The following is a 20084-nucleotide window of genomic DNA, read 5'->3' as shown; positions in this document are numbered from 1 at the left end:
ATTTGTACTATTCAAAATTTTGGGGATAGTATCTATATTTTTAAGCATCATTTTAAAGCATCAATTAATATTATTTTTATCAAAAAAATCTAACTTATTTTCCCCAAACTGTCTAATAATAAATAACTATTTGTTCAGTTAATTTAACGGATGTTAAATTTTATTTTTTATTCTATTTATTTAACAAATTAATATAGGTAATGAGTTGTTGTATTTGCTAATTGGTAAAAATAATATTTGTTTTATCTAATAAAGATTTAAAATAAATGATTAAGCTCATTTTAAGAACTCTGCCGACGTAATAAACCTTTCTTTTTTAACCATACTAATAATATTGATATTGCTGCTGGAGTAATACCGAATATACGAGATGCTTGACCAATAGAACTAGGTTTATAATCACTGAGCTTAGTAATAACCTCATTAGAAAGACCTGTTATTTGCTTGTAATCTAAATTGATTGATAATTCCGTATCTTCATTAAGAAGCTTAATTTCTATTTCTTTTTGTTGACGAGTGAAATAACCTTCATACTTTATTTGAATTTCAACTTGACTTGTAACTTGAGGATCATCAATAGTAGAAGAAAAATAGTTTAAAGAAGTAAGTAATTTATAACTTATTTCAGGACGGCGAAGTAAATCTTCGCCATTTGCTTTTTTTGAAAGCGGAACATTTAAGAATTTATTAAGATCAGTAACTTTATTTGAATTAGGATATAACCAAAGATTACGTAGTCGTTGACGTTCTTGTTCAATTAATTCAACTTTACGACAAAATTTTTGCCAGCGATTTTCATCTATTAAACCAAGTTCGTACCCTTTTTCAGTTAAACGAAGATCTGCGTTATCTTCACGAAGCATAAGGCGATATTCAGCTCGTGAAGTAAACATTCTATATGGCTCTTGAGTACCTAAAGTACAAAGATCGTCAACTAAAACACCAATGTAGGCTTGATCACGACGAGGAACCCATCCATCTTGCTCAAAAGCAAGACGGGCTGCGTTAAGTCCAGCTAGTAATCCTTGAGCTCCGGCTTCTTCATAACCTGTTGTTCCATTAATCTGACCAGCAAAAAATAGCCCTTTTATATATTTACTTTCTAAAGTTGGTTTTAACCCTCGAGGGTCAAAAAAATCGTATTCAATCGCATATCCAGGTCGAATAATAAAAGCATTTTCTAGACCTTTCATAGAATTTACAATTTGCATCTGAACATCAAAAGGTAAGCTAGTAGAAATTCCATTAGGATAAATTTCATTACTGGTTAACCCTTCTGGCTCAAGGAAAATTTGATGTGTAGAACGATCAGCAAACCGCATAACTTTATCTTCAATGGAAGGACAGTAGCGGGGACCTATTCCTTTAATTATACCTGCATACATAGGACTACGATCTAAGTTATCTAGGATAACTTGATGTGTTTTTTCATTAGTATAAGTCATATAGCAAGGTAATTGCTGTGGGTGTTGCTCGACAGATCCAATAAAAGAGAAAATAGGTGTAGGATTATCCCCTAATTGTGATGCTAATTTAGAAAAATCTATAGTTCTTGCATCTATTCTAGGGGGTGTGCCTGTTTTAAATCGATCTACTCGTAAAGGTAATTCTCTTAACCTATGCGATAGGCTAATAGATGGCGGATCACCTGCTCTGCCTCCGCTATAATTTTCTAATCCTATGTGGATCTTACCGTTAAGGAAGGTGCCTACAGTCAGTACAACTGATTTCGCCAGAAATTTTAATCCTATTTTTGTTATCACGCCAATGACTTGATTGTTTTTTACAATTAGGTCTTCAACTACTTGTTGAAAAATCATTAGATTATTTTGATTTTCTAGTGCGATCCTAATTGCTTGCTTATAAAGTATTCGATCAGTTTGAGCTCTGGTTGCTTGTACTGCGGGACCTTTACTTGCATTAAGCTTTTTAAATTGAAACCCTGCTTTATCTGTTGCTATAGCCATAATACCACCTAAAGCATCAATTTCTTTAACTAGATGTCCTTTACCTATTCCACCAATAGCTGGATTACATGACATTTGACCCAACGTATCAATATTATGAGTTAGAAGTAAAGTTTTACGTCCCATACGAGCAGCAGCCATAGCTGCTTCAGTACCAGCGTGACCTCCACCAATTATAATTACATCAAATTTTTCTGGGTAAAACATGTATATCCCTTAGTGTTAAATATGAATTTATAAATAAATGTTCCTTAAGTATTTATAATAAATAAATTACATAATCTTGAATTTTTAGAAATTTTAAAGTTCATCATTTCTTATGAAATAAGAATTATGATATCTTTTATAAGTAGAGACTAAACTATTATTAGATTAATCTAAATAAGATCTTTTATTTAGATCTCGATATTATGTGGATAAGCTTAAATACCATAAGAATATTATACTATTAGCTATTATCTTTAGCTCTGTATGATAAGTAATCCTACTACGTATAAGCTGGTATTAACATAGTTACACACAACTATATTTGAGATTAAAGCTTATACTATAAATAACTATATTTATTTAGTTTTTATTAAGCTAAATTGATAATATTATCTTTCCACTTTTCAATCCAAATTTCTGCCAAATCTTCTGGTACTTCATGTTCTAAAATATTAATCTCTAATGGTTCTCCTATACGTTTTGCATGATGATTCTTTAGTAGTTGATCTAATTTATGGATTGCACCACAAAAAGTATCATATTCCTTGCTACCTATCCCAATAGCACCATAATTAACCTGACTAAGATCAGGTTTTTTTTCACTTATTTCTTTTGCTAGAGGTTGTATATTTTTAGGTAATTCGCCAGCTCCATGGGTAGAGCATACAATTAACCAAACACCCTTTATTGGTAGATCTTTTAACGATGGACCGTATGTGACTGTAGTGTTAAAGTTGTATTTTTCTAATATATCAACTATATGCTCAGCAATATATTCAGCTTTGCCCATAGTGCTACCTGTGATCAGTGTTACTTTTTTCATTATGAACTCCATTGTGTAATAACAATATATATTATATGCCGTTAATTAGTTGGTATTTATCTGTAGATAATACAGTTATTCTATTTTTTATGAATTGATAGTATGCCTTATTGTATTTTTAAAATAGATGAAGATTTAAATAGATTATATTTTATTAAGTTCTGTATATTATTAATACAGAAAATATTATAAATCCTCGAAGGAGCGACATATTAATATTTAAACTTGTTACGATAATAATATTAGCTTATTTCATTTTTTGACACGGATATGTATTGTACTAGTACTTAAATCAAAAAATTTAGATATTTTAGTGTAGGCGATCCATGTATTTCTTACTCGTGTATTAATTATATGATTATATAAATTATATATCTGATAATCTTCAACTATTTTAAAATAGTATTTTAAATTATTATTTGTTTTTAACGATTATATTTTAAATGTGATAAATTATAATTATTTTTTTTATTAAGTATATTTAGTTTATGACCTATTATATACTGGTATTATTATTTGTAATCATATATTGTAGAATTAATTTTAAATCTCTTCAATAGGTATTCGTATTGATACAGAAGCACTTAAATATAGTTACAGGATAAGCTATGCAGTTATTGCTGATATATTGTAATTATTTTAGTTAATCAACTTTTTAGTTAAAGTACCAGATATAATCAAAAGTATTAATGTAACGGCATAAAATTTTAGTTATTTAGTTTGATGGATTTTAATCATTTATACTAAATAATCAGTTAATCGTTGAGAAATAAAATATTAAATTAATTGAGCATAACCAATAACATTAAGTTAATAATAAAAATTATATATTTATTGTTAATTGAATTCTAATTTATGGTTTTAATTTTATTAAAAAATAAAATAATTATGATCAAGAAATATGGTAATGGAGCTAGATTGTTAATTTGATATTATAATTAATACTTTATTTAAGATAAATAATTAGGTAATTTTATATTCTTAATTACTGATTTTAATTTTTTTGTTTACTATTTTATTTAATAAATAGCTAAAATACTGTTTTTTTCTATTATCTAATTCTAATAATTTAGTTAAAGCAGTAACAAGTAAGTATACGGAAATATTTTATTCATCAAAGTTATTTATAAAACTTTTGTTAATTTTAGTTAATAAAATATTTAATATAATAAGGCTGTTTGTTTGTAAATAAAAATAATTTAGGTATCAATCGGCGCTATGGTATAGTTAGATAATTCATCGTCTAGCAATGTTATCGAGAAATTCCAGAAGTGGCCGAAACCAGTAGTAAATTTATTATCATGCTACAAAACATCTGAAGTAACAAAGGGACGTAGTTAATTTTAAATATTGCTCAGCACACTTACATATAATATCAGGAAATGATCTATGTTGTCCATATAGTTCCAGACAGATATGTAATGCTGTTGCTTACGGTGGAGGTGGCAGAATTTCTACTTTATGATGGTGTTAATGTGGAATATTAATTAGCGTGACTGGGATATTTTTGTTTATTTCAATGGGCATAAACATAACACCCTAGCGTTTAAGTATAAAGTATAGCTTAAGTAGACTTATTTAGCGGTAAAATAGGCTAAAAAGGAAAAGTTATGTCAAATCTGAGTCTAGTTGTTTGATAATAAGTAGTAATAAAATTAGAAATAAGATTAGTCTGTTATATTTTATTATTCATCTAGGAATAAGTCGTCTTAAGTTTATGTATGAATGCATGTTATTTCATAATATATCTACACTTACGCTAAAATTTGTTTTGTTTATTTTATTTTTTTAAAAACTCCTTTATATAGCATATGTAGCTATTAGTAATGATAATAATATTATTCTACTGTATATTATTTTCTACCCAATTAATATAAATAGCTATTATTTTCAGCGATTACGTTTTTTACATGCCATAATGAAATTAGAGTAAGTTAATATTCTTTTGATGTAATCTATAGTTCTGTATTGGTTTATATTACCATGCTTCAATAGATTTTAGGTACAAAACTAGAACTTGTTCATTAACAAAATTAAGGTGATTAAACTAGTTGTTAGAATTTACTTCATTAATCTGGGTAAATAGTTACTTACTACCTTATTGAGTAGTAAAATACTATTTGTTGATCTTAATTAAAATAACTTGGCATTATATAAGTGAACATATTAGTTGATGAAAATATGCCTTATGCAACTCAATTATTTGCAACAATAGGTAAAGTCAAGCCAGTTTCTGGCCGTTCAATTTCATCGTTACAGCTAGCAACAGTAGATGCTTTAATGGTGCGCTCTGTTACTAAAATCAATGAAGCGTTACTTAGAAAGAGTAAGGTAAAATTTGTTGGTACAGCAACAGCTGGATTTGATCATGTTGATAGAAAATGGCTAGCACAAGCTGGCATTGCTTTTTCTGCAGCATGTGGTTGTAATGCAGTATCAGTAGTAGAGTATGTTTTTTCAGCTTTATTGTTACTAGCTGAACTTGATTGCTTTGATTTGAGAGAAAAAATAGTTGGTATTGTTGGGGTTGGTAATGTTGGTAGTCTTCTTAATCAGCGTTTAAAGGTATGGGGAGTGAATACATTACTTTGTGATCAGCCTCGTGCAGATGCTGCTGATAATAGTGATCAATTTTGGCCACTAGAAAAATTAGTTAATCAGGCGGATATTTTAACTTTTCATACCCCGTTAAATAAATTTGGGCGATATTCATCCTATCATTTATTAAATGAAGATTTGCTTGCTGCTATGCCTGCAGGACGTATTCTGCTAAATACTAGCCGTGGAGCAGTTGTTGATAGTCAGGCATTATTGAAAGCCTTAGAAGGTGGTAAGAAAATTGACGTTATATTAGATGTTTGGCAAAATGAACCCTGTATTTCTCTATCTCTGTTATCTAAAGCTAGAATTGGTACACCACATATTGCCGGTTATTCTCTGGAAGGTAAAGTACGTGGTACTATTCAGATTTTTTATGCATTTAGCCAATTTTTAGGCCAAGTGCAGCAAATTAAACTAACTGATTTATTACCTATTTCAGATTTTAATGAAATTACTATTAGGGGTGAATTGACACAGGCAAATTTAAAACATTTAGTACATTTAGTTTATGATGTTAGTCGTGATAGCATGTCATTTAAAAAAATTGCCCATCTTGCCGGCCAGTTTGATCATATACGTAAATATTATCCAGAACGACGTGAATGGTCATCTCTGATGGTGAGATGTGATGATGTCAATGCCGCTAATACACTAAAAATGCTAGGCTTCAATACCAAATTAATTTGATTTAAAATACTAATAAATTGGAGAACACTAACATGACAAAAGTTTGGAATATTGCACTATTAGGTGCTACAGGTTCAGTCGGAGAAGCCGTATTATGTTTATTACAAGAACGTCAATTTCCTTTTGGTGAATTATTTCTATTAGACAGTGAAAATAGTGCAGGAGAAAGTATCCGTTTTAATGGTAAGCAATACATTGTTATTGATGCTCAATTATTTGACTGGACACAGGTGCAATTAGCTTTTTTTGTTGCTGATAAAGAAGCCGCCGCTAGTTATGCAGAGAAAGCGGCGCAAGATGGTTGTATTGTCATTGACAGCAGTGCTTTATTTGCGCTGGAACAGGATATTCCATTAGTCGTGCCGAGTATTAATCCCCATGTATTAGCTAACTATCGTAATCGCAATATTATTGCCATTGCTGATAGCTATGTTAGTCAATTGTTAGTAGCTGTTAAACCATTAATGAATGTTGCCGATATTAATCGTTTAATCTTAACTAATCTGTTTTCAGTTTCGATGCATGGTAAAAGTGCAGTAGATGAATTATCGATTCAAAGTGCTAGATTATTAAATGGTTTACCAGTTGATAATAAATGTTTTATTAAACAGCTAGCATTTAATTTATTACCATTATTGAGTGATGATGAAGGCTCTGTACCGCAAGAGCGGAGTTTAGTTGATCAAGTGCATAAAATTTTACAAAATGATAGGTTATCTATTGTTGTCAGCTTTTTACAAGCCCCAGTTTTTTATGGTAATGCACAAGTAGTTCATGTGGAAACATTACGTCCAATCACCGTAGAAGAAGCTTGGCAAGAAATTGCTCAATTTGATGATATCCATCAATTTTACCAGGATGATTTTCCAACTCAAGTAACAGATGCTTCAAGCAATGACCGATTAAGTATCGGTTGTATGCACCATAATTATGGTGCCCCAGAAATATTACAGTTTTGGTCGGTTGCTGATAATACTAGATTTGGCGGGGCTAGAATGTTAATAGAAACTGCAGAGCGATTAGTGCAGGAGCAATATTATTGATGTTGAAAAAACAACTTCTTTGTCGATGACTAAAATTGCGTTAGGTATTGAGTATGATGGTAGTCATTATTATGGTTGGCAGCGTCAACCACAAGTAAAAACCATTCAGGCTTGTTTGGAGTTAGCGCTAACAAAAGTTGCATATGAGTCTATCCATATTTATTGTGCTGGACGTACTGATGCTGGTGTGCATGCTACTGGACAAGTGATCCATTTTGAAACATCTGTTATACGTCAGGATGCTGCATGGACAATCGGTGTTAATAGTTTTTTACCATCGGACATTGCAGTACAGTGGTACAAAATTGTTGAGCCTGATTTTCATGCTCGTTTTTGCGCTACTGCGCGTAGATATCGTTATATTATTTTCAATTATCAATTTAGACCTGCTATATTAGCTGCTGGTGTGATGCACTTTTATTTGCCATTAGATTCGGATAAAATGCATCGTGCTGCTCAGGCATTGGTTGGTAAGCATGATTTTACTTCATTTAGAGCTGTTCAGTGTCAATCTAAATCACCTTGGCGTAATGTAAAGCATGTTCATGTCAACCGTTATGGTCACTATATTGTGGTTGATATTACAGCTGATGCGTTTGTTCATCATATGGTACGCAATATTGTAGGCAGCCTACTTATAGTAGGCTGCGGTGATCAAGATGTTAGCTGGATAGAAGAGCTATTAGCATTAAAAGATAGAACAAAAGCTGCAGCAACTGCAAAGGCAGAAGGGCTTTATTTAGTTTCTGTTGATTATCCGGTAAAATATAAATTACCTAAAATGAACATAGGACCATTGTTTTTATCAGAATAATAAATTTAATTTTGCTAATTATACAGCTATCAAATTCTAAGCTATTAGATCTTATAATTTATTATTTTTATTATACACATATAGATAATTATTGTTGCTAAGTATGACATAGCATTTTACCATATACATGGTAATACTATATTAATTATTATGTTTTTAAATAGTGACTAGCTATTATTTAATGGTTCGGTATTAAGAGCATTAGATAAGTATTAGTGACGTGGTGAATTAGGAATCCTGATTCTAAACTCTTGGGCTCAATTAAGTCCATTTATTATTTAATAATAGCGTTAAAATGATTAATTTAGCTATCTTTATAACTATTATCATAACTTTTACTCCATTTATACCTGGGATGGAGCGAATGTTATATTGGCATTTTGCTTTTTATAATGTATCTAGCGTTTTAATATAAGTTTTATTATTTATTAATTATTCTAATTTCTACTTTACCGGATATTATTGAGATTTTACGCTATCGTTAAACATCAATAAAAGAAAAAAGTGGTTAAAAATAAAAAATAGATAGTCATTAGCAGCTTTAGCGTAGTGAATAATAAAGCTAATGATGTAATTTCAGATAGAAAGGTCTATTTATGAGCTGGATTGAAAAGATTCTTAATAAAAGTAATATTAGACATACTAGAAAAGCTAATATACCTGAAGGTATTTGGACAAAATGTGATAATTGTAAGCAAGTACTTTATCGTGCTGAATTGGAAAGTAATTTGGTAGTATGTCCAAAATGTGATCATCATATGAGCATTTCTGCCCGTCAACGTCTAGCTTCTTTTCTTGATGAAGGAAAGAAGGCTGAATTAGGTAGTGAATTAGAACCTAAAGATATTTTAAAATTTCGTGATTCAAAGAAATATCAAGATCGAATATCAGCAGCACAAAAAGCAACACATGAAAAAGATGCTTTAATTGTGATGAAAGGCACGATTAAAGGTATGCCGGTCATTGTAGCTGCTTTTGAATTTGCTTTTATGGGCGGATCAATGGCTTCTGTGGTTGGCGCACGTTTTGTACGTGCGGTAGAGCAAGCATTGGAAGATAATTGTCCGTTAGTTTGTTTTTCTGCTAGTGGTGGTGCTCGCATGCAAGAAACATTAATGTCGTTGATGCAAATGGCAAAGACCAGTGCGGCATTGGCCAAGATGCAGGAGCGAGGGCTTCCCTATATATCAGTACTTACCGATCCAACAATGGGTGGTGTATCAGCTAGTTTAGCTATGTTAGGGGATATTAATATTGCTGAGCCTAAAGCGCTAATTGGCTTTGCTGGCCCACGGATTATTGAACAAATTTTAGGTGAAACATTGCCACCAGGGTTTCAACGCAGTGAATTTTTAATTGAAAAAGGTGCAATTGATATGATTGTTAGGCGACTTGAAATGCGGGATAAGTTAGCTGAAATCCTAGCTATGCTAACTCATCAAAATCTTTAAGATACAAGTACAATCAATATTATTACCTTAGTTGACCATGATCTAGAGCTTTCATATGATAAAAAAAACTAAATTTACGAAAATATGATCAATAGTGATAAGATATCTGAATACTTGATGATTCCAGGGGTAACATCTTCTTTAGCTACCTGGTTAACTTATTTAAACCATCAGCATAGTAAAATTATCGATATGGGGCTTGAGCGGGTTGGTGTAGTTGCTCGCAGATTAGATCTTTTATCTCCGGCCCCGAAAGTTGTTACTGTTGCTGGTACAAATGGTAAAGGTACTACTTGCCATGTATTAGCATCTATTTTAATCCAAGCAGGATTAAAAGTTGGTGTTTATAGTTCTCCTCACCTGTTAGATTATACAGAGCGTGTTATGATCCAAGGTCATATGTTATCTGAAGCTGACTTTTGTCAAGTTTTTGCTTACATTGAATCTAAACGCGGTGCAACAACGCTTACCTATTTTGAATATGGTACCTTAGCTGCTTTACATTTATTTAAACAAGCTAAACTTGATATAGTTATTTTAGAAGTGGGTTTGGGTGGAAGGTTAGATGCAACTAATATCGTTGATGCAGATATTGCGGCCATCACGAGCATTGCATTAGATCATATTGATTGGCTTGGTGACGATCGTGAGCAGATTGGCTACGAAAAGGCAGGTATTTTTAGATCAGGTTGTTATGCGGTTATTGGTGAATCTGATATTCCAAAGTCGGTTAATGATATAGCTCAAGTTATTGGAGCAAAATTATTTTGTTGTGGGAAAGATTGGCAATTTGAATCACAAAAGAATCATTGGCATTGGCAATCTAATAATCAATATTTTAAACAATTACCTTTGCCTAATGTGCCACTGGCCAATGCGGCAACCGCATTGGCCGTTATTGATTGTTTAATAAAACAAGGTGATTCTATTAGTCAGGCCATATCATTACAAGCTATTCACCAGGGATTGATTAAATCAAAATTGCCAGGACGCTTTCAAATTATCTGCGAGGAACCTTTTATAATTTTAGATGTTGCTCATAATCCCCATGCTGCAGCTTATTTAGCCGCTAGATTAGCAGGTTTACCTAGAAAGAAAAATACTAAAGTTTATGCAGTGGTAGCTATGTTAGCCAATAAAGATATAAAAAAAACTTTATCTCATCTAACTCTGCAGATTGATAAATGGTATTTAGCTTCATTAAGCGGGATAGGTGGTGCTGATGCAGCGCAATTAGCGCAGTATGTTAAATCATCATACCAATTTGCATCAATTAAAGATGCCTGGTTGCAGGCAATGGCCGAAGCTAATAAACATGATATTGTGCTGGTTTATGGCTCATTTCATACTGTTGCCGAGGTTATGAAATTGCAGAAAAAAAGAGAAAGTTGAAGTGGTTAGTTATTTTAAAACCCATTTAGTTAGAACGATTGTTATCGTTATAGTTAGTTTTATTGTAATACTAATATTGTTGGATGGTAATAAGAAATATAATAATTTATCTAGATTACTTTAGTGTCTAAACCTAGCGATGAATATGAAATTAAACTTATTGAACAAATTAATCCGTATGATACGCTAAGATAGCGCTGCGGAAACTATGATTTCTTAGAAAATTGATGGTTATAAGATCAAATAAGTATATGTCTGCATAACAATAAGTAAAGTTAAACCCTACAGTAAAAGTTTAACCCAGTGCTAAGGATAATGAGAAAATGCCAGCACAGTATAGGCTTATGTTATAAAGTTGGTAGTATTGAAAAATAATGCGGCAAAAGTGGAATAAATTATTTTCAGATTGCGTTTATCTAGCATTACCCGTTAATAGTTAATTGACTCAAATTGTTATTGGCAAAAATGTTTTGAGAGAAAAATTACCGTCTATTTTGTCGTAACTAAAAGATTTGACCTGCTTATAAGGTTAAATACATAGTTATAAACCTTAAACTAGTATGTACTAATAGATAAAAATATTGATATTAAATAGTAATATTAACTATTACTGGCTATTATGATTTATTTTTTTACCGTAACTTATTGCTTCTTTTCAGCAATAATATCTAGCGTAACCTTTTTCTTTTTCTGCTAGAATATTAATTAATGATCACGCTAGTAAGTTACTTTTTTGGATTAAAATTATGGTTTGGATTGATTACGCTATTATTGCCATTAATGGGTTTTCTGCTTTAATTAGTTTAATTCGTGGTTTTATACGAGAATTATTGTTACTTATTACTTGGATTTGTGTGTTTTTTTTTATAAGCAAATTTTATCCTTTTATGGTTACTTATCTAACTTATATCGATGACACGCTGATTAGAAATGTTATTGCCATTACAATTTTATTTATCGTAACGTTCATTGCGTATGCACTAGTCAATTATATCATTAGCTTATTAGTTGAGAGAATTGGATTCTATGGTACTGATCGCGTGTTAGGTATTTTTTTTGGTGTATTACGCGGTATATTAATTGTGTCGGTTATTCTATTTTTCCTGGATACTTTTACGCCTTTGCCCAAAATGCCAGATTGGCAACTTTCTAAATTGATACCCCAATTTAGTTATATTATTAGATGGTTTTTAAATTATTTAATAAATACATCAAGTTTTTTATCGGAAAATATCACTCCGCTTGGTTGATGAGGTAAAAGTTGATGTGCATAATTTTCGGTATTGCTGGTTTCACACCAGTGAACCAATCAATTTATGATGCGCTAACAGCGCTTCAACATCGTGGGTAAGATGCAGCAGGCCAACTGGATTCATCACAGCAAATATCTAATATAAAACTTAATACCATAGAAACGTTTTTCTTCATTCATACATCAAGGAATAGCTTACCATCTAGACATCTCAACTTTACCATCTAATTTGTTAGTTTTTCATAAATAAGTTGTAAAACTCCCAGCAAATTTCTATGATAATAGTAAATAACAGATCAACACCGGCAATCACTAATGCTTTAATACGTTGTTGATTATTCGCACCAGCACAGATCGCTGTTAAGTTCCGCTTTCTTAAAGTTTTTTACTGTTATCATACCAAATAGATGACATTTATTATAAACTACTAATATTTTTTCAATACTATTTTCCGGCAATTTTTTAAAAACTACATCATGTGACTCACATTCTTTGACCTTAATTAAATTGGGTTTAGTTGTTATAACTGCCGTAACCGTCTGATCTAAATCTGTTATAAAAAAGATGTCACGACTAGTAATGATACCAACCAATTCTTTATTATTTACTACTGGATAACTAGTAAATCCATTGCGCTTAGCCATTTCATCGACTTTACGAATTTTTGTTTCTGACGGTAGCTGGATCGATGCTACTTTCATACTTTTAAAATCATTTAACTTCTTCTGCCTGAGGCTCAATTGACATATTTTAAAATTAGGTTCTTTATTTAACCTTTAATCTAAATACATAAAGAACTTATACGTTGCTTAAACTGTTGAAAATAACATATTTATTATCATATATTTACCTTATGATAATAAACGTATTAGTAAATACATATACTCTTATGATGAAGTCTCAGTATTTAAAATACTATATGATCAGTTTAATATTGAAAATAAATCTAAAATTAATTTTTATCTAAAATAGATTAATACAATCAATAAATACCTACAAAAATGTAGCTTTCTGGATTAGAATATTATTCTAAGTTACCAATATTTAATTTATTCCTACTATGCTCTATGAAGGTGAAGTAAAAAATTATTTATATATAATCTGTTTGTAAGTTGATAAATTTTACATACTTGATACTTTTATTAGTAAGACTAAAGTAGTTGATGATGTGATAACTTTTCTTACAAGTGTATCATCATTAGATAATGATTAATTTAATTATCATATTTTTTCTTTATTAAAATATGATAAATATGAAGTATTATTTTGGTCAAAAACATAATTTATGATTACTTATCTTAAAAATTTTTAAGATTATAAAATCATTACTATATAATAGTATTAAAATTAAATAAGATGAAGATGAATAGGATAATATCTTGTACTAGCTGTTTTGATTTTATGGATAAAAAGAATAACTTATACCAATATTTTACTATTAATTTTATTTAAAGGTATTGCTAATTTGATATGTTAACTTCAGAAAATAGTAGAATTTATTTTGTTAGCCAACTTAATCAATTTGTTCGGCAATTACTTAACCTTCAAATGGGCAGAATTTGGCTTAATGCAGAAATTTCTAATTTTTCTCAACCGGCTTCCGGCCACTGGTATTTAACTTTAAAAGATGAAAAAGCCCAGCTCCGAGCTGCGATGTTTCTTAGCCAAAATATATTGGTCAATTTTAGACCAAAAAATGGTCAACAAGTGTTGGTTCGAGCAACTGTTACCTTGTACGAGCCAAGGGGTGAATATCAATTAATTATCGAAAATATGCAACCTGCAGGTAACGGATTATTACAACAAAAATTTGAGATATTGAAACAGAAGCTTTTAACTGAAGGATTATTTGAGCAACATTATAAACAATCGTTACCTATGCCGGCAAAAAGCTTAGGTGTTATTACTTCAGCAACCGGAGCAGCATTACATGATATTTTAAATATATTAAAACGCCGCGATCCGTCGTTACCTATTATTATTTATCCTACCGCTGTACAAGGAGAAGATGCCCCGCGACAAATTATTAGAGCTATTGAGTTGGCTAATCACAGGCAAGAATGTGATGTACTCATTGTTGGCCGTGGTGGTGGATCATTGGAAGATTTATGGGCTTTTAATGATGAAAAGGTTGCTCGAGCTATTTTTGCTAGTAAGTTATCGATTATTGCTGCGGTTGGCCATGAAACTGATGTGACTATTACCGATTTCGTCGCAGATTTACGAGCCCCAACACCTTCAGCTGCCGCAGAATTAGTAAGTCGTAATCAGCAAGAATTACTTCGCCAACTACTTGAACAAAAACAGCGATTAGAAATGGCGATGGACTATTTCCTGGCGCGTAAGCTACGTGTTCTTAGTAAATTACAACATAAATTACAACAACAACATCCTGAACTGCGGATAACGCGCGAAAAAAATTTTCTTATCCAACTACAACAAAAACTTTTTACCACTATACAACAATATTTACAACAAATTAATCGTCAGCAATATAACGTTGAACAACGGTTACTACTATGTGGTCCGCTACCACAACTACAAAATTATTGTCAACATTATATTCAGCAACAATTTGAATTAAAACAATTAATTACTAAAATATTAAGCCAATATCGTGAAAAAATTAGTGTTGATTGTTCCCGTATTGAAGCAATAAGTCCATTAGCAACCTTAGCACGTGGTTATAGCATCAGTGAAGCACCTAATGGACAGGTTTTAACTAAAACACAACAAATTAATATTGGAGAGAAATTTAAAACTCGCTTACAAGATGGTTGGCTTGAAAGTAAAATCTTATCGATTAATTAAATCGCTTAATTCAAACAAATTATCATATCTAAAAATAAACTTATCATCCTTATATTAATACTAAGGATGATAAATTTATTGGATATCAATTATTTTTTCTTGTATTAGCTCGTAGCTCATATAAACAAATTTTTCTAATTTATCCTTAGTTTTTTTATCCCATAAGCGACGGCTATCTGGCGAAAATTCATCAACCAAATAAAATGATTAAATTTATTATTTATCATTACTTTATTTTCAAATTCCTATAGATGATCTAGTGCCGATGTTTCATTGCTAAATTTTAACAATAATAAATTAAGATGATCTATAAAATAGATGGTTTTCGTTTTTCTATTAGATAGCATTTTAATAAACTCAGTATTATAAATTAATACTCAGTTTACTAAACAGATATTTTAATACTGCTGTATATCATAGTTTTATTTTTTGTTAAGGTTATCGTTTTTACTATTTAAAATTGCAGATTACTGCAATTACTACTAGTTTTCATATTAATAACGTTGATACCATAACTTTGGTATTAAGATTTTTATTTATTTAATGAATAGCTAATTTAGCATTAAAATATTATATGTTCTCTTCACCATTCTTTATACCTTCATTAGTTACCATGATAACTATTTGACTATTTTTTTCTAGTTGAGTTCTTTGCAGAGTTTGTATAATTAGATCTTAATTTTTTTGTGGCTAGGTAATCCAATCTATAATCAAGGATTAATATAGATTATATTCTAACTTTAATCATTTTTATGATAAAATAAAGAGCGTTATTTTAAGCTGTTTTACTTTTAAATAAGCTACTAGTTGTTAGCTTATTTTAGTATTCGTGTTATTAAGTATTTGAATAGGAATATCCAATGCTTTACCTACGGCACCATTTTTATTAGTTGATGGGATATTATATTAACTGTTTTTAACAGGTAACTAAATATTTTTAGAGATCGTTAAAATTTTTAACAGAGGGGTATTTAGATATGAGTAGTAACAACTGATTTTACGCTAATAATATTGATTACTACTATAAGCTACCAAAAAGGCAGTAAGCAACATTCCTATCAGTTTTACAATATTAATATTTTAATATTTGTACAATAATGTAACTATTTAATTTCATTAAAATATGGTTAGTTATTAAAGTCAATAAGGCTACACGATAGCAATTACTAAAATTGCTAAAACTAATAATCAGGCTGATAAATAATGTAACGATTTTAGGTTTTTTTCTTATAAGAAATTATGTTAATTTACATATTATCTACTAATGTTTTTTTTTATAAAAAGTATAATTTAACCACATAATGAAGGTGAATTAATACTTCATTATTGCATTACTTACTTCAATCGCTGTTCACAGAAACTAGAATAACGTTAATTGAACTTTTTAAACTAATATATTTAAATAAATTTATTCTAATAATATTATTATTCATAACTAAATTATCTACATGATTCTCAATCAGAATATGTACCACAGACAAAATAAAAAGTTTAGAAAATAAAGTGTTCTTAATTAAAAACATGGCACTATAATAACAGTGGTTAAATTAACTTTTCCTATTTTAAATAATAAAAATATCTGGAAAACTATACCAAGTAAGATAGTAATAATTGCTAGGAAGCTACTAAAAACTACCTAATCAATAATATTGACTAGTAACACTATTATAAGTAATATCCTTGATAGGATTTAGATTAAATCATCATGGTGACTATATTGTACCCAATATAATAAATTGATGCTAAAAAATAATATAATAGTATTAGATAATATTTATTCTAAATAAAAAATTAGCAAATTTAAAATTTTATTAAATTATCTTAATAGAGATATATCATTCATTAATCAATTAAGTTTATTTATAAAAATAAATATATTAGTTCAAAAAAATGAACGTACTAAATTGAGAAGAATAATTATTAAAATTTTTAAAGGTTAGTATCTCAATCAAATTTTATTAGCTCTTAATTACTCTAATTAATTAAAAACAATTTTAATAGTAAATATTACTTGGTACCAAAGATATTATCACCTGCATCACCTAAACCAGGAACAATATAACCATGTTCATCTAAATAATCATCAATAGATGCGGTATAAAGTTCAATATCTGGATGGGCAGATTCTAGAGCATTAATACCAGCAGGAGCTGCTACTAATACTAATATTTTGATAGCATGACACCCAGCTTGCTTAAGTAAATCAATTGTAGCAATCATTGACCCTCCAGTTGCTAACATAGGATCAACAATTAATGCCATGCGTTGATTAATATTTGAAGCTAGTTTTTGAAAATATGAAATAGGTTCCAACGTTTTTTCATCACGATAAATACCCACAACACTTATACGGGCACTGGGAATATTTTCTAACACCCCATCCATAATTATTAATCCAGCACGTAAAATTGGTACTACGGTAATTTTTTTTCCTTTTATTTGCTCTATATTTACCTTACCGCACCACCCTACTGTTGCAATTGTTTCTGTTTCTAAGTTTGCTGTTGCTTCATAAGTTAATAGACTGCCAACTTCTGAGGCCAATTCACGAAACCGTTTAGTACTAATATCTTTATTCCGCAATAACCCTAATTTATGTTTAACTAACGGGTGTTTTACCTCAACGATTTTCACGCTACTCACCTTCAGTACAAACGATATAAAAATACCAAATTATTAAATTATAGCTCTTTTTCATACCTGTTTCACTTATATATGAAGGTTATCAATGCATGGAATTGATTTTTGTTCTGGTTTAAATTTTATTATTAAACCCAAGATAAGAGTATCGAAAACATTTTCTTTGGCTGGTATAATTATTATTATATATTTTATTATATGCAATAACCTTGGGAGTTTGCTGTGCCAGATAAAATCTCTCTTAACTATAAAGATTCTGGTGTCAATATTGATGTAGGTAATATACTGGTCGAATCTATTAAAGGTGCTGTTAAAGAAACCAGCCGCCCGGAAGTAATGGGCGGATTGGGGGGATTTAGCGCCATGTGTGCATTACCACAAAAATATCGTGAGCCAATATTAGTTTCAGGGACAGATGGTGTTGGAACAAAACTGAGATTAGCAATAAACTTAAAACGCCATAATACCATTGGTATTGATCTAGTTGCTATGTGCGTTAATGATTTGATTGTACAAGGTGCGGAACCACTTTTTTTTCTAGATTATTACGCAACCGGGAAACTAGAGGTTAACACAGCGACCAGCGTCATTAAAAGTATTGCCGTAGGCTGTAAACAGTCAGGTTGTGCCATGGTTGGTGGGGAAACAGCAGAGATGCCTGGTATGTATTCTGGTGAAGATTATGATATAGTAGGATTTTGCGTTGGTGTGGTCGAAAAAACAAAAATTATTGATGGTAGTAAAGTTGAAGCCGGCAATGCAATAATTGCTTTAGGCGCTAGCGGTCCACATTCTAATGGTTATTCATTAATTAGAAAAATTCTACAGTTAACCCAGATAGATCCAACTAGAATACAACTAGAAAATAAGTCAATAGCTGATCATTTATTAGTACCAACACATATCTATGTTAAAACTATTTTATTATTAATTGAAAAGCAGAATATTAATGCCATTATCCATATAACCGGTGGTGGTTTTTGGGAAAATATTTCGCGGGTCTTACCTGCAAATACTCAAGCGCAAATAGATAGCTCTAGCTGGAAATGGCCAGTAATATTTAGTTGGTTACAAAAAACTGGTAATGTAACGACCTATGAAATGTACCGCACCTTTAATTGTGGTGTTGGTATGTTAATTGTTTTACCAGCAGAAGAAGTTTCTTACACATTACAGTTACTAAATCAACTTGGTGAGAAAGCTTGGCAAATTGGTAAAATTGTGGCTATCAACTCTAGTGAACCACAGGTAACAATCATAAGATAAAAAATATTGTAGTATTAATTCCTGGCAATGGCGGTAATTTACAAGCTATTATTGATGCTTGTAAAAAACAAAATATTGTTGCTAACATTAGTGCTTTTTTTAGTTATAATCCAATTGCTTATGGTTTAGAATGGGCTAAAAACTCCGCGATACCAACCATTGTGATGCAAAAATTAGATTACGCAACTGCTTTACTCATGACTGAAATAGCACAAGATCATCTATATTAGATCATATTGGCAGGTTACATGCACATTCTTACACCAAGCTTTGTCAGATATTATTCAGGTAAAATAATTAATATTCATCCATTTCTAAGTATCCAGGATTAGATAGTTACCGTAAAGCGTTGGCAAATTGTGATAAAGAGCACGGTACTTATATTCACTTTGTAACTAGTAGATGTAGGACCAATTATTTTACAATCTAAAGTGCCTATTTTCACTGAAAATAAACAGCAAGATATTATTGCGTTAAATACCAAGAATATAGTATTTATCCATTAATTATCAATTGGTTTGTTAATGATAGCTTGGCTATGATGAATAATTCAGTTTTACTCGATGGTTGTAAATTACCTGAATCTGGTATTGAAAGCTAAGTTTATTACTAAAATATCATTGCTCTCATTTATCACTTTTCTTGATTATCTTATTGATTAATAATTAAATTAATAACAAATAAAAAACATACAAAAGAACATACATAGTAACTATTTTAATATAGAGGTATTCAATGCTTAGTGGTAATTAAATCTGCTTAATTGAATTAGTAGAAATAAATTATATTCATTGTTGAGCGAAAATTAGTATTATTTTTGATCTGTCTTCAAGGCAAAGGAAATTTAACTAAAGACATTAGCTTAGCCATGAATTATGTATTTTGGGTATTAAATCTCTATAAAGTCTACTTATAAAAAATTAGCGTTGAAAGTTGCATTTTTAAGATAAAAAACCATAATTTATCCGTTCAATATACGGTTTAGTTTATGTTTATCTATGCGAATTAGTTTAATTAAATTTTATCAATCGTCTATCTGATTAATTTGAAGTTCATAATATAAGTTGGTAGAATTATCTACTTAAAGACTTATAATATTAAGAATAAGTACTAACTTGTTATTAGATTAA

The 20084-nt window shown here is 30.4% G+C and carries 13 protein-coding genes and 2 pseudogenes; 10 read left to right on the top strand and 5 right to left on the bottom strand.

What is annotated here, in order from left to right:
* Positions 1-281: 281 nt before the first annotated feature.
* Both mnmG and mioC read right to left on the bottom strand, forming a co-directional pair.
* Positions 282-2174, bottom strand: a complete 1893-nt coding sequence (gene mnmG / locus WBAF_RS01145) for a tRNA uridine-5-carboxymethylaminomethyl(34) synthesis enzyme MnmG (RefSeq protein WP_121463257.1) — start codon at positions 2172-2174, stop codon at positions 282-284.
* A 370-nt stretch (positions 2175-2544) separates the two neighbouring features.
* Positions 2545-2997, bottom strand: coding sequence for an FMN-binding protein MioC (gene mioC, locus WBAF_RS01140; protein ID WP_121463256.1), 453 nt, complete (start codon positions 2995-2997; stop codon positions 2545-2547).
* A gap of 2157 nt (positions 2998-5154) precedes the next feature.
* Between mioC and WBAF_RS01135 the strand changes: the two genes are divergently transcribed.
* The 7 genes and pseudogenes from WBAF_RS01135 to WBAF_RS02480 all read left to right on the top strand — a co-directional run.
* Positions 5155-6285 (top strand): DUF3410 domain-containing protein, encoded by a 1131-nt coding sequence (locus WBAF_RS01135; RefSeq protein ID WP_121463255.1) that lies wholly within the window; start codon positions 5155-5157, stop codon positions 6283-6285.
* 32 nt (positions 6286-6317) lie between these two features.
* Complete coding sequence (locus tag WBAF_RS01130) at positions 6318-7328, top strand: aspartate-semialdehyde dehydrogenase (RefSeq protein ID WP_121463254.1); 1011 nt, start codon at positions 6318-6320, stop codon at positions 7326-7328.
* Between the two features lie 25 nt (positions 7329-7353).
* Positions 7354-8142, top strand: a complete 789-nt coding sequence (gene truA, locus WBAF_RS01125) for a tRNA pseudouridine(38-40) synthase TruA (protein WP_121463253.1) — start codon at positions 7354-7356, stop codon at positions 8140-8142.
* A gap of 596 nt (positions 8143-8738) precedes the next feature.
* Positions 8739-9593 carry an acetyl-CoA carboxylase, carboxyltransferase subunit beta gene (accD, locus tag WBAF_RS01120; protein WP_121463252.1) on the top strand — a complete coding sequence of 285 codons (855 nt, stop codon included), beginning with the start codon at positions 8739-8741 and terminating at the stop codon, positions 9591-9593.
* A 102-nt stretch (positions 9594-9695) separates the two neighbouring features.
* Entirely contained in the window at positions 9696-10985 is a 1290-nt protein-coding gene (gene folC, locus WBAF_RS01115) for a bifunctional tetrahydrofolate synthase/dihydrofolate synthase (protein ID WP_439952282.1), read from the top strand.
* 746 nt (positions 10986-11731) lie between these two features.
* A complete protein-coding gene (locus WBAF_RS01110; RefSeq protein ID WP_121463250.1) occupies positions 11732-12235 on the top strand; it encodes a CvpA family protein in 504 nt (167 codons plus the stop codon).
* A gap of 14 nt (positions 12236-12249) precedes the next feature.
* A pseudogene (locus WBAF_RS02480) lies at positions 12250-12333 on the top strand (hypothetical protein); the annotation flags it as partial.
* A 239-nt stretch (positions 12334-12572) separates the two neighbouring features.
* On the opposite strand, the gene WBAF_RS01105 reads toward WBAF_RS02480, so the two are convergent.
* Positions 12573-12938 carry a CBS domain-containing protein gene (locus WBAF_RS01105; protein WP_241962860.1) on the bottom strand — a complete coding sequence of 122 codons (366 nt, stop codon included), beginning with the start codon at positions 12936-12938 and terminating at the stop codon, positions 12573-12575.
* A gap of 769 nt (positions 12939-13707) precedes the next feature.
* Here WBAF_RS01105 and xseA point away from each other — a divergent pair.
* A complete protein-coding gene (gene xseA, locus WBAF_RS01100; protein WP_121463249.1) occupies positions 13708-15048 on the top strand; it encodes an exodeoxyribonuclease VII large subunit in 1341 nt (446 codons plus the stop codon).
* A 75-nt stretch (positions 15049-15123) separates the two neighbouring features.
* On the opposite strand, the gene WBAF_RS02600 is transcribed toward xseA, so the two are convergent.
* Together WBAF_RS02600 and upp are read right to left on the bottom strand one after the other, a co-directional pair.
* Positions 15124-15246, bottom strand: a complete 123-nt coding sequence (locus tag WBAF_RS02600) for a phosphoribosylaminoimidazolesuccinocarboxamide synthase (protein WP_369688841.1) — start codon at positions 15244-15246, stop codon at positions 15124-15126.
* Positions 15247-17055: 1809 nt separating this feature from the next.
* Positions 17056-17682, bottom strand: a complete 627-nt coding sequence (gene upp / locus WBAF_RS01095; RefSeq protein WP_121463248.1) for a uracil phosphoribosyltransferase — start codon at positions 17680-17682, stop codon at positions 17056-17058.
* Between the two features lie 228 nt (positions 17683-17910).
* On the opposite strand from upp, the gene purM reads away from it, so the two are divergent.
* Complete coding sequence (gene purM, locus WBAF_RS01090; RefSeq protein ID WP_121463247.1) at positions 17911-18954, top strand: phosphoribosylformylglycinamidine cyclo-ligase; 1044 nt, start codon at positions 17911-17913, stop codon at positions 18952-18954.
* Positions 18951-19555, top strand: a pseudogene (purN, locus tag WBAF_RS01085) (phosphoribosylglycinamide formyltransferase). The gene purM and the pseudogene purN overlap by 4 nt, the downstream one beginning before the upstream one ends.
* The last annotated feature ends 529 nt before the right edge of the window (positions 19556-20084 follow it).

The sequence above is a fragment of the Arsenophonus endosymbiont of Aleurodicus dispersus genome (assembly GCF_900343015.1).
Taxonomy (GTDB): Bacteria; Pseudomonadota; Gammaproteobacteria; order Enterobacterales; family Enterobacteriaceae; genus Arsenophonus.
This window is presented reverse-complemented; position numbering and strand designations above follow the sequence as displayed.

Bases quoted from the DNA above. Each gene is read 5' to 3' on its own strand.
- mnmG (WP_121463257.1), bottom strand. From the start codon at position 2,174: ATGTTTTACCCAGAAAAATTTGATGTAATTATAATTGGTGGAGGTCAC.
- mioC (WP_121463256.1), bottom strand. From the start codon at position 2,997: ATGAAAAAAGTAACACTGATCACAGGTAGCACTATGGGCAAAGCTGAA.
- WBAF_RS01130 (WP_121463254.1), top strand. From the start codon at position 6,318: ATGACAAAAGTTTGGAATATTGCACTATTAGGTGCTACAGGTTCAGTC.
- truA (WP_121463253.1), top strand. From the start codon at position 7,354: ATGACTAAAATTGCGTTAGGTATTGAGTATGATGGTAGTCATTATTAT.
- accD (WP_121463252.1), top strand. From the start codon at position 8,739: ATGAGCTGGATTGAAAAGATTCTTAATAAAAGTAATATTAGACATACT.
- WBAF_RS01110 (WP_121463250.1), top strand. From the start codon at position 11,732: ATGGTTTGGATTGATTACGCTATTATTGCCATTAATGGGTTTTCTGCT.
- WBAF_RS01105 (WP_241962860.1), bottom strand. From the start codon at position 12,938: ATGAAAGTAGCATCGATCCAGCTACCGTCAGAAACAAAAATTCGTAAA.
- xseA (WP_121463249.1), top strand. From the start codon at position 13,708: ATGTTAACTTCAGAAAATAGTAGAATTTATTTTGTTAGCCAACTTAAT.